At 69.4% G+C, this 13,690-nt stretch carries 12 protein-coding genes; 3 read left to right on the top strand and 9 right to left on the bottom strand.

The window, feature by feature from the left end; all coding sequences use genetic code 11:
- Position 1: 1 nt before the first annotated feature.
- The 5 genes from D1409_RS15270 to D1409_RS25430 form a co-directional block, all read right to left on the bottom strand.
- Positions 2-1,552: a winged helix-turn-helix transcriptional regulator gene (locus tag D1409_RS15270; RefSeq protein ID WP_123537852.1), complete on the bottom strand. Its 1,551-nt coding sequence runs from the start codon at positions 1,550-1,552 to the stop codon at positions 2-4.
- A 249-nt stretch (positions 1,553-1,801) separates the two neighbouring features.
- Positions 1,802-3,058 carry a hypothetical protein gene (locus tag D1409_RS15265; RefSeq protein WP_123537851.1) on the bottom strand — a complete coding sequence of 419 codons (1,257 nt, stop codon included), beginning with the start codon at positions 3,056-3,058 and terminating at the stop codon, positions 1,802-1,804.
- A gap of 128 nt (positions 3,059-3,186) precedes the next feature.
- The gene (locus D1409_RS15260) at positions 3,187-3,774 is read right to left on the bottom strand and encodes a hypothetical protein (RefSeq protein ID WP_123537850.1); all 588 of its coding nucleotides are present in this window, start codon (positions 3,772-3,774) and stop codon (positions 3,187-3,189) included.
- On the bottom strand, positions 3,771-4,541 hold the full coding sequence (locus D1409_RS15255) for a nucleotide-binding protein (RefSeq protein ID WP_123537849.1): 771 nt from the start codon (positions 4,539-4,541) through the stop codon (positions 3,771-3,773). The genes D1409_RS15260 and D1409_RS15255 overlap by 4 nt, the downstream gene beginning before the upstream one ends.
- A 123-nt stretch (positions 4,542-4,664) precedes the next feature.
- Positions 4,665-5,093 carry a helix-turn-helix domain-containing protein gene (locus D1409_RS25430; RefSeq protein ID WP_235853579.1) on the bottom strand — a complete coding sequence of 143 codons (429 nt, stop codon included), beginning with the start codon at positions 5,091-5,093 and terminating at the stop codon, positions 4,665-4,667.
- A gap of 473 nt (positions 5,094-5,566) precedes the next feature.
- On the opposite strand from D1409_RS25430, the gene D1409_RS15245 reads away from it, so the two are divergent.
- Positions 5,567-6,757 carry a hypothetical protein gene (locus tag D1409_RS15245; RefSeq protein ID WP_164471712.1) on the top strand — a complete coding sequence of 397 codons (1,191 nt, stop codon included), beginning with the start codon at positions 5,567-5,569 and terminating at the stop codon, positions 6,755-6,757.
- A 112-nt stretch (positions 6,758-6,869) separates the two neighbouring features.
- Here the strand turns inward: D1409_RS15245 and D1409_RS15240 are convergent, their stop codons facing one another.
- Together D1409_RS15240 and D1409_RS15235 are read right to left on the bottom strand one after the other, a co-directional pair.
- A complete protein-coding gene (locus D1409_RS15240; protein ID WP_123537847.1) occupies positions 6,870-7,169 on the bottom strand; it encodes a HalOD1 output domain-containing protein in 300 nt (99 codons plus the stop codon).
- Between the two features lie 161 nt (positions 7,170-7,330).
- Positions 7,331-8,116, bottom strand: a complete 786-nt coding sequence (locus D1409_RS15235) for a TrmB family transcriptional regulator (RefSeq protein WP_123537846.1) — start codon at positions 8,114-8,116, stop codon at positions 7,331-7,333.
- A gap of 377 nt (positions 8,117-8,493) precedes the next feature.
- Here D1409_RS15235 and D1409_RS15230 point away from each other — a divergent pair, with 377 nt between their 5' ends.
- Both D1409_RS15230 and D1409_RS15225 read left to right on the top strand, forming a co-directional pair.
- Positions 8,494-9,312 (top strand): TrmB family transcriptional regulator, encoded by an 819-nt coding sequence (locus D1409_RS15230; protein WP_123537845.1) that lies wholly within the window; start codon positions 8,494-8,496, stop codon positions 9,310-9,312.
- Positions 9,313-9,494: 182 nt separating this feature from the next.
- The gene (locus tag D1409_RS15225; RefSeq protein WP_123537844.1) at positions 9,495-11,165 is read left to right on the top strand and encodes a PKD domain-containing protein; all 1,671 of its coding nucleotides are present in this window, start codon (positions 9,495-9,497) and stop codon (positions 11,163-11,165) included.
- 129 nt (positions 11,166-11,294) lie between these two features.
- Here D1409_RS15225 and D1409_RS15220 read toward each other — a convergent pair whose 3' ends face one another.
- Both D1409_RS15220 and D1409_RS15215 read right to left on the bottom strand, forming a co-directional pair.
- On the bottom strand, positions 11,295-12,167 hold the full coding sequence (locus D1409_RS15220; protein WP_235853571.1) for an alpha/beta hydrolase: 873 nt from the start codon (positions 12,165-12,167) through the stop codon (positions 11,295-11,297).
- A gap of 64 nt (positions 12,168-12,231) precedes the next feature.
- A complete protein-coding gene (locus D1409_RS15215; protein ID WP_123537843.1) occupies positions 12,232-13,545 on the bottom strand; it encodes an MFS transporter in 1,314 nt (437 codons plus the stop codon).
- Positions 13,546-13,690 lie beyond the last annotated feature (145 nt).

Genomic DNA, 13,690 nt, shown 5'->3' with positions numbered 1-13,690 from the left:
GTCACTCCGTCGCGACCGACCGCCGCGGACCGCTCACTCCCTCCGGTCGCGAGAGTACTCGTTCGGCGACCGGCGAGAGACTGTTCTGGACGGACCGACCGTCGCGCTCGCGCTCGATCAGCCCGTCGTCTTCCAGCCGCGAGAGGTGGTGAGAGACGGTGCTCGCGTCGCGGCCGAGCGCGTCGGCGAGTTCGCTCACGGAGGACGGCCCGTGCTGTGCGAGCGTCCGGAGGATAGGCTCCGTCGCGGTGTCGTCGAGCGCCGCGACCAGCGCCGGGTCGGACTCGTTGCTGGGGAAGTACCGGCGCTGACCGCGGATGCGCTCGCTGACCAGCAGGTGCTCCTCTTCGAGGATGCGGAGGTGGTGGCGCACGGTCGACAGCGAGCCGTCGCTGTCGTCGGCCAGCGTCGAGAGGTTGACCCCCGGCGAACGCTCGACCGTCTCGAACAGCGACCGCCGCGTCTCGTGTTCGAGCGGGTCGGAGTCGTCGTGCCGACTGTACCCCGGTGGGAAGACGATCCGCGGGAGGCGCGCCACCTGTCTCCCCGCGGCGTCGACGGCCGCGCGGGCTTTCAGGTGCAGTCCTCGAGCGATCCACCCGAGTTGCCCGCTCTGGGTAGCAGCCGTGTTCGCCGCGACGTGTTTCGACGCCCCGGCGGCGGCGACGCCGGCGACGACGAGCGCGCCACCGATGGCCGCTCCGCCCGGCGAGCGAGGCGGCGCGGTGCCTGTGTCTCCGGCCTCGCCGTCGCCGGGAGCCAGCGCTCCCGAAGCTGTCGCAGTCGTCGAGCGTTCGTGATCCTGGTCACTGCTATCGGCCCCCGGTGACGGACTCGAGGTCGGAGCAACGGTAGTCGGCTCGGCCGTCGATGGCTCGCTCTGGAGGGCGAGCGACGCGTTGGCGTCGGCCGTCGCGTTCGTTCCGGCCGTCGCGTTCGAGTCCAGTGAGACGGTCGCTGTCAGGTTCGTCTCGAGAAGCTCGTCGGTCTCGCTGGCGATCGGTGACGTGACGTTCTCGGTCGTATTCGTGACACCGTCGGTCGTATTCGTGACGGTGTCGGTGGTGTTCTGGAGCGTCTCCTCGGTCGCGTTGGTCAGTGACTCCGTGGTGTCGTCCGTCGTCTCTGTCACCGAGTCGGTCGCGTTCTCGGTGGTGTTCGTGACGGAATCGGTCGTGTCCGTCGTCGAGTCAGTCGTATTCTCGGTCGTGTTCGTGACGGAATCGGTGGTGTTCTCGGTCGTGTTCGTCACGTCCGAGAGCGCGCCGTCGGGTGTCGGTGTGGGCGTCGAGTTCGTCGGCGAGGAGGGGGTGGCGGTCGGCGTGGGTGTCGGCGTCGCCGTCGCCGTGGTGTTCTCACTCAGCGTTCCGAGGGTATCGGTCCCGGCCGTCGGAACGACCGTCCCGGCGAGCGGGGACGAGTCGGTCGCGTCGTCGGCGTCGGCCGACGCGAAACCGGCGAAACCGAACCCGCCGGCACCGAGCAGACTCGCGGCTACGACGGCCAGTACCGCAGTCGCCGCGAGGGTGCGAACGGCCCGGCTATCGTCCATGGTGGAACACCGGTTACCGCCGTAGTCCCCCCAGTCCGTAATAAGTCTCGTGGGACGACCTAGTCGGCGCGGACGTCTCGGCCGGAATCCGTGTCTCTGAACCGCACGCCCCCGCAACTCGGGCACTCGTCGGCGACCGGCCGGCGAACCTCACCGGGAACGGCGGCCGTGAACGCACCGCAATCGAGACACATCACCAGATCCATCGCCGGTCGCCATCTCGAACGGCCCTGCAACGCGACTGCATCCTCAGTGTCGCCGGACGACGGCGACACCCATCAGGGCTGCCAATGCGAGCAGGGCGACCACGGCGCCGAAGCCGGCGCCATCACCCGACGTGGTCGCGACGGTAGCGGACTCGTCGTCGGCCGCGTCGCCGTCGGACGCGTCACCGTCGTCGCTGCTGTCCGACGAGTCGCTGTCGGTACCGTCGGGCGAGTCGGTCGCGGACGAATCGGTCCCGTCCGACGCGTCCGTCCCGCTGTCGTCCGCCGACGAGTCGGTCAGCGTCACCGCTCGCGTCGAGAAGTGGTTCACACCGACGAGGACGGTCGCGTCGGCCGATGCCTCGCTGGACTGCCGGACCATGTACTTCGAGGTGTCACCGCCCTCGGTGGCACGGCGCAGTTCAGCGTACGACGAGGCGCTGGCCGCGGCCTCGCCGTCCACTGCCACCTGGACGTCGCTCGCGGACTCGAAGGTCTCGTCGGAGACGTGCGTGAGGACCACGCGCCCCTCGTGAGCAGACCGCTCGACCGTCATGTCGACGCGCCCCGCCGCGCGCTCTTCGACCTCGACCGCGGTGTCCTGCCCGTACGTGACGACGTCGGTGACTCGCTGTTCGCCCTGGCTCATCACGTAGACGCTGGCGGCGGCGGTCTCGTTAGCGATCAGCCGCTCTTCGCGCTCGTCGTCGTCCGTGCGGCCGTCCGTGTAGCTTCGGACCACGAGGCGACTGTCTTCCGCGACCGCGGCGGTCAGGTTGCCGTCGTCGGTCACGGAGACGTTCCCCTCGCCGACGACCATCGCGGTCGCCGTCGCGTCGCCCTCGGTCTCGAAGACGACGCGGCCGTCGTCGACGCGCTCGGCGTCGTCGTCGCTGACGTTCAGCGCGACGTACTGCGCGGACTCGTCGGCCGCGACGACCAGCGAGCCGTGGCCGTTGTCGTGGGCCTCGACGCTCGCACCGCTGTCGGTCGTCAGCGACGCGCTCGCGTCGGTCTCGGCGTCGAGCGAGACGGCCGCGCCGACCATGCCGGCCACGGCGTCGAGGCCGGCCGACCCGTCCAGACCGACCGCCGACTCGGCCTCGGACTGGGACTGGACGCGGACCGAGTCGACCGTCTGTTCCCCGTCGACCCGGTAGTCGACGACGGCGGTACTCTGCGTGTCGAAGGCGACGTGATTCCCCGCGTAGGCCTGTCGATCGGCCGTCCCGGCCAGTGCCGTGACGGGCGCGATCGCCGATACGACCAGCATCGCCAGTATCGCGACGGTTCGTTTCATCGTGAATCTCCGTCCGTGACGTGACCGGAGCGGTGAAAAGCGCTTGTGGCAAAACCGTCCAAAGGTCCGTGTGAGGCGCTGACGAGGCGCGTTCGAGCGCCGTCGGACCGGGTCTCGGTCAGGAGGAGTCACCCCACGTCGTCGAAGCCCCACTCGTCGGCCCGTTGCTGGGCCTCGTCGCGGGCCTGTTCGCGGATCGCCTCTATCTTCTCGGCGTCGTCGAGGAACGCCTCGACCGCACCCGGTTGCCGGTCGTCGCCGTCCTCACCCACTACCGGCTCAGCGTGCTCCGCACCGCCGTTCGACACCACGGCCAACCGCTCGGCGGGCGCCGCCTCCCGCGTCCGCTCGGCGAGTGCCTGGTCGCCGGCGAGTCGCTCCGCCGGCATCCCCGGTGGGACGCGAAACTCGTCCTCGTCGTGGACCGCGGTGAGGTCGGCGGGAGCGAGGGCGAACAGCCGCAGTCTGTACGGGCCTTCGGCAGCGAGGTCGGCGAGCGCCGGCGGACCGGCTCGTTCGCTCCCGGTGTGGTAGGCGACGACCGGGACGCCGGCGCGGAAGGTGACGACGCCGCGACCGTCGGCGCCGAGCAGGAGGGCGTCCTGCGGTTCGAACACGGCGTAGCCGGTGAGCTCGCGGTCGAGCGCGTCGACGAGGACGGTCCGCGGGTCGCTGACGACCCGCGAGCGCAGGAGCCGGCCTTCGGGGAGCTTCATGGCGATTCGGGGACGACCGCGCTGCGGAAGCGGTCGGCGACGGCCTCGGAGTCCCCGTCCCTGACCGTCAGCGACGCGGCGGCCTCCCGGTAGGCGCGAGCGGCGTCGGACTCGGGCGCGTGCGCGAGCAGCGGGCGTCCGTTGCGACGGGCCGCCCGCACCCGCTCGCTGGCCGGCACCGTCGTGAGCGTCGGCCCCTCGAAGTAGCGCTCGGCCTTGGGCGCGATGCGCTCGATGGCGTCCGCGTCCCGCACCTTGTTGAACAGGATTCCGGCCGTGTCGGTCCCGTACGAACTCGCGTACTCCTGGACTTTCAGCCCGTCCGAGAGCGCGGGGATGGTGGGTTCGAGCACGACCACGACGCGGTCGGCGAGCACCACCGGGAGGACGGCGGCGCGACTCGACAGGGTGGCCGCGGAGTCGAGCAGGATGACGTCGGTGTCGGCGGCGAGCGCCGCGACCACGTCACGCAACCGGCGCGGGTCGGCCGCCTCGAAGTCCGCGAGGTTCGTCCCGCAGGGGACGACCCGGAGTCCGTGGCGCTCGTAGACGGCGTCGTCGACGGGCGCGCCCCCCTCGACGAGCACGTCGTGGAGCGTCGTCTCGACGTCCGCGAGGCCGGCGTGAAAGAGCAGGTTCGCCATCCCCATGTCGGCGTCGACGACGGTCACGTCGTACTCCTCGGCCAGCGCCATCCCCAGCGCGAGCGTGCTCGTGGTCTTGCCGGTCCCCCCTTTGCCGCTGGCGACCGCGAACGCCTCGACCATTACCTCCGCGTGGTTCGCCCTCCCCTAAAAACGTTCGTGTAGCCGACAGGTCTGCGGGCCGGACACTGTCGGTACCCCTCGCCGGAGACCGTGAGCCGGGAGCGGGACCTGCGGTCGTCCGCGTCAGTCAGACGTCGCCGCGATCTCCGGCGGGAGGTCGCGTTCGTCGGACCGGTAGTCTTTCACCACTCGCTCCTCCGCGCGGTGGAGGGTCTCGCTACAGGTCGACTTCGCGATGTCCAGTTCCTCGGCGAGGTCGACCAGCGTGATCCGGCGCGGCGTGTCGTAGTAGCCGCGGTCGATCGCCTCGTCGAGGATCCGCCGCTGGCGCTCGGTCAGGAGCGGGTCCGACGCCACCTCCTGCTGGATCCGTTCGACGGTGTACTGGATACCGAACTCGTCGAGCGTCTCGGCGAGCCCCGAGAGCGTCTCCTGCGGGACCGTGACTTCGAGCGACATCTCGCCGTCCCGGACCTCGAAGGGCATCTCGAGGGGGACGCCCGAGTCCTGTAACGAGGTCAGCAGGAGCGGAACGGTCGTCTCCACCTGCACCCGGCTCAGCGCGGCTCCGCTCTCGAAGACCGTCAGGCCGGTGACAGAGTCGTACCCCCGGATCGTCTCGCAGATCTCGTCGGAGTCGTCCCGAGTATCTCGATCCGGGCGACGCCGGTCGCCGTGTTCGCCGTGGCCGCGAGGACGCGAAACCGCGCGTCGGGATACGTCCGGGACACTTCGCTGATCCAGACCGAGTCGGGAACCGTGATCGTGAGGTTTGCGTAGGGCATGGGTGGAGCTGTGGATCGGCTGCTCGGTCCCGCGTCCGACCGAGCCGACCCGAATTAGTTCACTCGCCATGTTTTAGGCCGTCCTAAAAGTATGTTGGTGTGAACGTGTTCGGCCCGGGTTGAAGTGGTCGCGGTCCGGTTCCTCGAGACGGTGTTCCGACGGGTGGCCGCGGTTCCCGTGGACGGCGGAGACGACACATCGGAGCCTCCAAGGGACTGAGAGAGCGTTCTCCCGTACAGATGGCCGCATCAGGAGGGGTCGGCCGGTGGACACGGAGCTTCTCGGTCGGGAGCGCGCTCTCCATGGTCGGACTCCAGCTCGCGTACCTGTTCGACGCGTCGTTCCGAGTCGTGGCTCTCGTGGGGCTGTTCGGGGCGGTCCTCCCGATGGTGTTCGGGATGGCGTATCTCCTGCTCCCGTCCTACGTCGGCCGGACGCTCTCGACGCAGCGGCTCCCCGGAGTCCACTTCGCAGCTACCTACGCGGGAACCGGCCTGCTCGTCGGGGACGAGCTCCTCGGACTCGGACCGTCCGTCGCTGTGGGCGGCGTGTTCCTCTGGAGCGCGGGGGTGACGATCTTCGTCGGAACGCTGCTCCAGACGACCCTCCCCGCGATACTGGCGAACCCAGCGACGAAGCGGCTACCCGGAGTCCCGCCTCGACGGCCGTCGGAACTCGCGACGCTGGCGATTCCGGTCGCTCTGGGCTATCTCGTCGTCGGGACGGTCGCCCTCCTCTCGACGGTAGACGGGGTCCCCGATCCGCTGGGTTCCACCGGTCCGATGGTCGTCCACTTCTACGCGACCGGGTTCGTCGCGCTGTTGATCTTCGCACTCGGGATCAGGCTTTTGACCGGGTTCTTCCGCGTTACCCCGCCGATATCGCTGTCGTGGCTCGTCCTGTCCTGCGGGAGCGTCGCTCCGGGCGTCCTGGCGCTCAACTTCTACCGACCGCCGTGGTTCGGTATCGGCGCGGGGCTGGAGTTCGTCGCGATGGCGGGGTACGCCTCCCTCGTCGCCGTCGTCGCGTACCGAACCGACCGCCACCGCGTCGGACTCTACGGCATCGGGCTCGGAGCGGCCGCTGGGGTCCTCTCCGTCGGTGTCGCCCTCGCGAGCGTGACCGGGATCGGTGGCAACCCCGACCTCGCTGCGCACGTCATCGTCGCACTCGACGGATTCCTGTTACTGACGATTATCGGATACGCCTACCAGTTCTTTCCCGTCTCGAACGGACAGTTCCCGGGAGCGACCGGTCGAACCGCGGCGAGTACGATAGCCCTCCTCGGGACCGGAACCGCGGTCCACGCACTCGGCGTCGTCGGGGACGTCTCCTCGTTTCGCTTCTACGGCCCCGTTCTCGCGCTGATCGGAACGGTGGGGTACTCGTACCTGCTGATCCGACGGTTCCTGTCGCCAACGGGACCGTGACGCGGCACGGGTTCGGTCGCTGTTCGTCCTGACTGTCCTGACCGGGCTCGTCGTCGCGAGCTACAGACGAGCGGCCTGAAGGGACTGCGCGTGGAACGGCCGCGAGAACCGACTACACCGGACCGGGCCCAGACTCGACGACGATCACGCCGCCGCATTCGAGCGTGACCGTGACGCCGCCGTACCGGAAGGAGAGATCGATCGGTCCGTCCGCGGACGCGAACAGCGTGTCCAGGGCGTCGGGGTCGACGCTTCGAGCAAGTGGCGGCATCTCGGTCGGTTCGGTCTCCGTCGCGGCGGCGACCGCCTCGACGACGGCCATACTCGTCTCGGTCGTGTCGTCCGACTCGTATCGGACGCGGAACTCGTCGTCTGTAGCGAGGTCGCCGATTGAATTGGTTGTCTCTGACATAGGAATCCCGACTGTCACCAGCGACTCCGATCTCACTTCGTTCGATCGCCCGACGCTGGTCTCCGTTCGGGTACGAATGTGAGTAACACTCCTGCGGCATATACGAGTTGTGTGAACATCAGGGTGACAGGTCCCGGATCACCGATCCGGGGTCCCGCCGGTCACGCCCGCGTGCCGTCGAGTTGCCAGGTGAACATCGCGCGCAGGACGACGACGAGGCTGTTGGCCTCCCCGGAGCCCCAGATCGCCGTCTCGTCGCGGGCCTGCTGGTCGCCGTTCTCGACGAGGACGCTCACGAGCGTCTTGTCCTGGTCGACCATGAGGAGGCGCCCGGCGGGGGTCTCCGACCAGACCCAGATGGACTCGAACAGTTCGGCGTCGGGCAGTCGCTCGCGGAGGCCGTCCGCGACCGAGTCGGAGATGCCGGCGAGTTTGATCGAGACGCCGCGGTCGCTCGCGGCGGCCAGCCGGTCGACCAGTTCGTCTGTGAGCAGGTCTTCGACGGTCATCAGGACGACCTCGTCGCTGGCGCCATCGACGAACTCGAGGAGCCGGTCGGTCACCGTCTCTCGGCCGGTGACCGTCCAGACCCCGCGTTGCTTGTCGGCTCGCGAGGGTGATTCGAGGTCGGCGAGCGCGTCGGTCAGTCGGGCGACGCGGTGACGGTAGTACCGCTCGAAGTGGCGCCCGCCCGTCTCCCCGGACACCGGCCAGAACTGTTTGGGCGTCGACTGGCGCTCGTCGACCAGTCCGCGCTCCTGTAACTCCGCGACCGCGTCGTACACGCGGGTCCTGGGCACGTCGGCCACGTCGCTCACTTCCTGTGCCGTGCCACCACCGAGACTCACGAGCGCCACGAACGTCCGCGCGGCGTACGTACTCAAACCGAACTCCGTCAGCTGTTCGATCGCCACCGACCGGGGCGACTCTGTGCCGTCGTGTGTCATCGGATACGTGCCTGCCTTCCGCAGAAACTACCCCGCGGGGTAGTTGGGCACGCGGCCACAGCGTGGTTGGGACCCTACTGGTCACCGCGTGCCAGATACCCGTTCGGAACACAGCCATATATTGGTGTTGTGATTATCTGAGTTAAGTACGTGACTCGGTGGTTCCTGGCTACTACCCCCGTGGTCGGCCGCACCGGACGGGGTTCGAATCGGGGAAAACAGTATAGAACCCGATACAGGCCATTTACCGGCGCTCGAGGGATTCTTACACGCTCCCGTCCGCTCCGTGGCCGCGAGCGCGCAAGGGGAACTTGTTTTCACTTGGAGCGGTTACACAGTAGTATCGCCGGGAGACCGGTGGCAGAGGTTGGGACCCTATGGACAACATTTCGAACAGAGATCAAGCGATCGAACTACTCCAGGGACTCGGACTCAAGGAGTACGAAGCCAAAGCCTTCGTGGCGCTCACGCGGCTGCCGAAGGCGACGGCCAAGGAGATCAGTGACATCTCCGAGGTACCGCGGACCCGCGTCTACGACGCGGTTCGCGTGCTGGAGTCCAAGGGGCTCGTGGAGATCCAGCACGCCAACCCCCAGCAGTTCCGGGCGGTGGGGATCGACGAGGCGGCCGAGACGCTCCGGACGGAGTACGAGTCGAAGACCGACTCGCTCCGGGAGACGCTGGCGGGGATCGAACCGGCGACAGACGCGACGGAACCGGAGGCGACCCACGAGGTGTGGGCGCTGACCGGTCGGCCAGGGGTCGACGGCCGGACGAAGCAACTCGTCGGCGAGGCCGAGGAGGAGGTCGTCCTCATCCTCGGGAGCGATTCGGTCGCCACGGACCCGCTGCTGAACGCGCTCGAGGAGGCGCAGCGTCGCGGCGTCACGCTCGTCGTCGGGACGGCCAGCGACTCGCTCCGCGAGGGCGTCCAGGACCGGTTCCCGGACGCGGAGGTGTTCGTCTCCGGGCTGGAGTGGCTCCACGGGTCGATGCCGGACGACGACACGGAGATCACGCGCATCCTGCTGGTCGACCGCTCGACGATACTCGTGAGTACCGCCCACGACACCGGGGACGGCACCACCGACGAACAGGCCGTGTTCGGCCGCGGCTTCGACAACGGGCTCGTGACCATCGTCCGGCGCCTGATGGCGACCGGGCTCCTCCCCGTCGACGACCCCGGCACGGTGTGACTCCGCGGTCCGACCGCCACCGTCCCGCCCGCCACGTGTGACGCGCCGGTCCCGCCCGAACAGCCTCTCGTAGCGGATGCGTCACCCTAGCCGTTCCACACTGTGAAAACCGCCGACTGAGCCCTGGATGACGTTTCATTTAGCTGTGGTATTAAGACGTAACGTTTCGACGACCAGATGGAATGACACGCGAACACGACTGTCACGATCGGAGGAGCACGCGGGACGAACGGGGGTCACGGACGGCGACGCGACGCGGCGTCCTGCGGGGGGCCGGAGTGGCCGCCGCGGGCCTCGCGCTCGGGGGCGTCCCAGGGACCGTCGCGGCCGCGGGCGCCGAGACGCCGTCGCGGCTCCACACCGACGGCAAGTGGATCCGGGACGCCGACGGCGAGGCCGTCGAGCTGCGCGGGGTCGCGCCGGCGTCGATGGGGTTCTACGAGGTGGAGGGGGTCCACCCCAAGAGCCCCACAGAAGTCGTCGGGTGGGCGACCGACGACGCCCGCGGCTGGTACCCGAACGTCGTCCGACTGCCCGTCACGCAGTGGGACGTCGAGCAACTGGGCGTCGACGGCCTCGTCGAGGACGTCCTCCGCCCCGTCGTCGACCTGCTCGGCGAGCGGGGCGTCTACGCGCTGATCGACTACCACGTCATCCGGCCCTACACCGAGGCGGCCTCGGACGACGCCGGCTACGACACCGGCCCGGACGAACTCGTTCGGACCTTCTGGGACGGCGTCGCGCCGGCGTTCGCCGACGACGAACACGTCTGCTACGAACTGTTCAACGAACCGACCTACCCGGTGTTCTGGAGCGACAACGGCGAGAACGTCGAGGGTCCCGAGGACGCCTGGCTCCTGTGGCGCGACGCCGCCCAGCCGTGGGTCGACGCGGTCCGCGACGCGGCGCCCGAGACACCCATCGTGATCGGGTCGCCCCACTGGACCTCGCGGACGGAGTTCGCCCCGGAGTACCCCTTCGAGGGCGAGAACCTGGTGTACGCCGCCCACATCTACCCGGACAACGGCGCGCCCTCGGAGTTCGACGACCAGTACGGCGCGCCCGCCGAGGAGGTGCCGGTCGTCGTGACGGAGTTTGGCTGGGACCCCTACAGCGACGGCCTCGACTACGGGACCAACACCGGCTGGGGCGAGCCGTTCCGCGAGTGGGCCGAGTCCTACGAGGCGATGGGCTGGGCCGCGTGGTGTTTCGACGACTCCTGGGCGCCGACGATGTTCGACTCCCCCGGGCAGGGCGGCGCCGACGAGTGGACGCTCCGCGGCGGCCCCGAGGAGGAGGGCGACTTCATCCGCCAGTGGCTCGCCGAGACCTCCGAGGGTCCAATTGCGCGCCAACAGCCAGACAGGACCGAGGCCACCGCCGGCGACTGGGTCAAGTTCGAGGCCCTCGACGCCTCCGGCGACGACGCGTCCGTCGAATCCCTCGAGTGGGAGCTGGGCGACGGCACCACCGACGAGGGCTGGTGGGTCGACCACCAGTACGACGAGCCCGGGAGCTACGAGGTGCGGCTCACCGCGACCGACGACGACGGCGAGTCGACCACCCACGGCGTCGTCCTGACGGTCACGGAAGTGACCGAGATGGTCGCGAAGGCCGACCCGAGCGCGACCGAGGTCGCCGTCGACGAGTCCGTCGAGTTCGAGGCCCGCGACTGCTCCGGCGAGGACCGCTGGATCGAGGGCCTCGAGTGGGAGTTCGGCGACGGCGAGACCGCCGAGGGCTGGTGGGCGTCCCACAGCTACGGGTCGACCGGGACGTACTCCGTCGCGCTCACCGCGACCGACAACGCCGGCCAGTCGACCACCCACGAGGTCGAGATCAGCGTCGAGTGACTCGCCGACTCGCGACCGCGGACGACGACTCCTTTCGGGCAAGGGGGTCGTCGAATCGACACCGCACGCACATCATCATCTCCCACCCACCCATCCACCTCTTCTCGAGCGGGTCCGAGGACGACGCCGTCACCGGACAGGGACACCGACCGGTCCGGTTCGAGACGACGTCACGTCCCGCTGTCGGTCGGTCCGGTCGTCCGGGCAGTGGTCGAGGTCGCGACAGAGCCACTCGGCGACGACCGCCGCGAGTCGATGGTGGGCCGCCGCGGTCGAGATCCGTGCGGGCTGCCCGCCGCGCTGACCGGTGTACCACCCGGCCTGCGAGTGGTTCATCCCCTCGATGCGCCTGACGGTGTGGTCGGGCGGGAGGAACGCCCGGTTGGCCGCGAACCGGTCGCGGTCGAGCACCGCGTCTCGCGTCCCGAGGACCGCCAGCGCCGACAGTTCGCGGACCGGTCGGTCGCAGTACGACCCGACGAGGAGGAGTCCGTCAACCGTCTCCCCGTGGCTGCCGGCGTACCGACAGGCCATCGCCCCGCCCAGCGAGTGACCGCCGACCACCCACCGCGAGACGGTCGGTTCCCCCTCGACGACCGCGTCCGCTCGGCCGGGCGAGAGGACCGCGAGGTTCACCCGCATCTCGGGCACGACGACCGTCACGTTCGCGCGCTCGGCGACCTGCGCGGCCATCGGCAGGTACGCGTCCGGCGCGACCCGACCGCCCGGATAGAACACCAGTCCGAGGTGCTCGTCCCCGGGGTCGGCGTCAGATACGACGTAACCGCCGTACCGCTCCGAGACGGAGACGTTCGCGTCCGCCCGGACCGACTCCCGGACGTCGTCCGGCGCGTGGTGAGCGAGGAGCTCGAAGTACGCGTAGAAGCCGAGCGTGCCCATCACCGCGAGGACCGCGACGGCCACGGCGACGCGGATCGCGATCCGCCGCAGCGAGCGGTTCGCGACCCACGCCCGGACGTCGTCACGGGACGGTGCGTGCATACCGCGAGTCAACGGCAGCCACCCGTGTCACTCTATCGGGAGGGTCGCGTGGCCCCGTGCGCGGTCAGTCCCCGGCGGGCGCGCTGTCCGGCGCGACCGTCGGCCGGACCCGATACAGTCGGTCGGCGAGCGCGACCGAGAGGAGTGCGAGCGCGACGAAGACGACGAACCCGGTCGCGTAGCCCGACGTGCCGTGCACGTCGACGAACACGCCCAGCACCGGCGGCACGACGAACCCGCCGAACGCGCCGAGCCCGCCGACCAGTCCCGAGGCGCCGCCGACGGCCTCCGGGACGTAGGTCGGGACGAGCTGGAACACCGCCGCGTTCGCCACGCCCACGCCGACGGCCAGCAGGACCGTCGCTCCGAGCACGACGGTGTAGACACGAGTCCCGACGAGCGCGAAACTCGCGAGCCCGACGACGACGAAGCTCGCGACCGCCGTGATCTCGCCGCCGACGCGGTCGCTCAGGTACCCGCCCGGCACTCGGACGAGCGCCGCCGGGAGGGTGAACGCGACGGCCGTCAGCGCCCCGGCCGACTGCACCTCCATCTCGTGGACCGCGGCCCAGTAGGATGGGAGCCACACCGTCAGCGCGAGGAACCCGCCGAACGACGTGAAAAACAGCGCCACGAGCGCCCACGTCCGCGGGATGCTCGCCGCGTCGCGGATCGACGCGAAGGCGTCACCGCCCGGGAACAGCTCCTGACCGCGCTCGGCCGCGCGCACCCGGGCGTCGTCGGCCTCCATCCCCTGCTCGCGCAACTGGAAGGACGGCGGATCGACCGTGAGGACCGCGTACGCGACCGTCCCGAGCGCGAGGAAGGCGAACCACGCGAGGTACGCGTTCGTGAGCCCGAGCGCCGCTAGCGCCGCCGGGAGGACCAGCGTGAACAGGCCCGGCGAGGAGTTGCCCAGCCCGGCGTACACCGCGAGCACCGTCCCCTGACGCGCCTTCGGGTACCAGTACGACGTCTGAGTCGTCCCGACGGAGAACGTCGCGATGCCGCAGCCGCTCAGCGCACCGAAGAAGAGTATCAGCGGGTAGAGCTCCATCGTCAGCCCGTCCGGGTAGGCGGTCAGGAGCACCGCCGACAGCCCCGCCATCCCGAGGAGCGACAGCCCCAGCAGGGCGAGAAACGGTTTTCTGGGACCCACGTCGTCGACCCACGCGCCGAAGGGGACCCGCAGGACCGACCCGGTCAGTTGCGGGACCCCGACCAGGAGCCCCAGCGCTACCCCCGACAGCCCCATGGCCGCCTCGAACTCGGCGGCGACGGGCCCGTACAGCACGACGCCGGCGAACCCGACGAAAAAGCCCAGCGTCGCAGACGCCAGGCCGCGGCGCGGACTGCCACGTATCCGATACTCGCCCATACATCCAGAAGACTACAGCATCGGTAACTTTGTTCCGATCCCTACCGGCATATTTTCGACGATATGCAGTATTTCGAGACAATTGTATACTGTATAGAGAATGCACCCAACGAACGTGTTCGGTTCCGGTTTCGCGGAGGGTGAC

Source organism: Halosimplex salinum, from assembly GCF_003730195.1.
Classification (GTDB): domain Archaea; phylum Halobacteriota; class Halobacteria; order Halobacteriales; family Haloarculaceae; genus Halosimplex; species Halosimplex salinum.
This window is presented reverse-complemented; position numbering and strand designations above follow the sequence as displayed.

Coding starts and splice junctions, on each gene's coding strand:
- D1409_RS15245 (WP_164471712.1), top strand. CDS start 5,567: ATGGCCGCATCAGGAGGGGTCGGCCGGTGGACACGGAGCTTCTCGGTC.
- D1409_RS15220 (WP_235853571.1), bottom strand. CDS start 12,167: ATGCACGCACCGTCCCGTGACGACGTCCGGGCGTGGGTCGCGAACCGC.
- D1409_RS15215 (WP_123537843.1), bottom strand. CDS start 13,545: ATGGGCGAGTATCGGATACGTGGCAGTCCGCGCCGCGGCCTGGCGTCT.
- D1409_RS15240 (WP_123537847.1), bottom strand. CDS start 7,169: ATGTCAGAGACAACCAATTCAATCGGCGACCTCGCTACAGACGACGAG.
- D1409_RS15255 (WP_123537849.1), bottom strand. CDS start 4,541: ATGGTCGAGGCGTTCGCGGTCGCCAGCGGCAAAGGGGGGACCGGCAAG.
- D1409_RS15230 (WP_123537845.1), top strand. CDS start 8,494: ATGGACAACATTTCGAACAGAGATCAAGCGATCGAACTACTCCAGGGA.
- D1409_RS15225 (WP_123537844.1), top strand. CDS start 9,495: ATGACACGCGAACACGACTGTCACGATCGGAGGAGCACGCGGGACGAA.
- D1409_RS15260 (WP_123537850.1), bottom strand. CDS start 3,774: ATGAAGCTCCCCGAAGGCCGGCTCCTGCGCTCGCGGGTCGTCAGCGAC.
- D1409_RS15265 (WP_123537851.1), bottom strand. CDS start 3,058: ATGAAACGAACCGTCGCGATACTGGCGATGCTGGTCGTATCGGCGATC.
- D1409_RS15235 (WP_123537846.1), bottom strand. CDS start 8,116: ATGACACACGACGGCACAGAGTCGCCCCGGTCGGTGGCGATCGAACAG.
- D1409_RS15270 (WP_123537852.1), bottom strand. CDS start 1,552: ATGGACGATAGCCGGGCCGTTCGCACCCTCGCGGCGACTGCGGTACTG.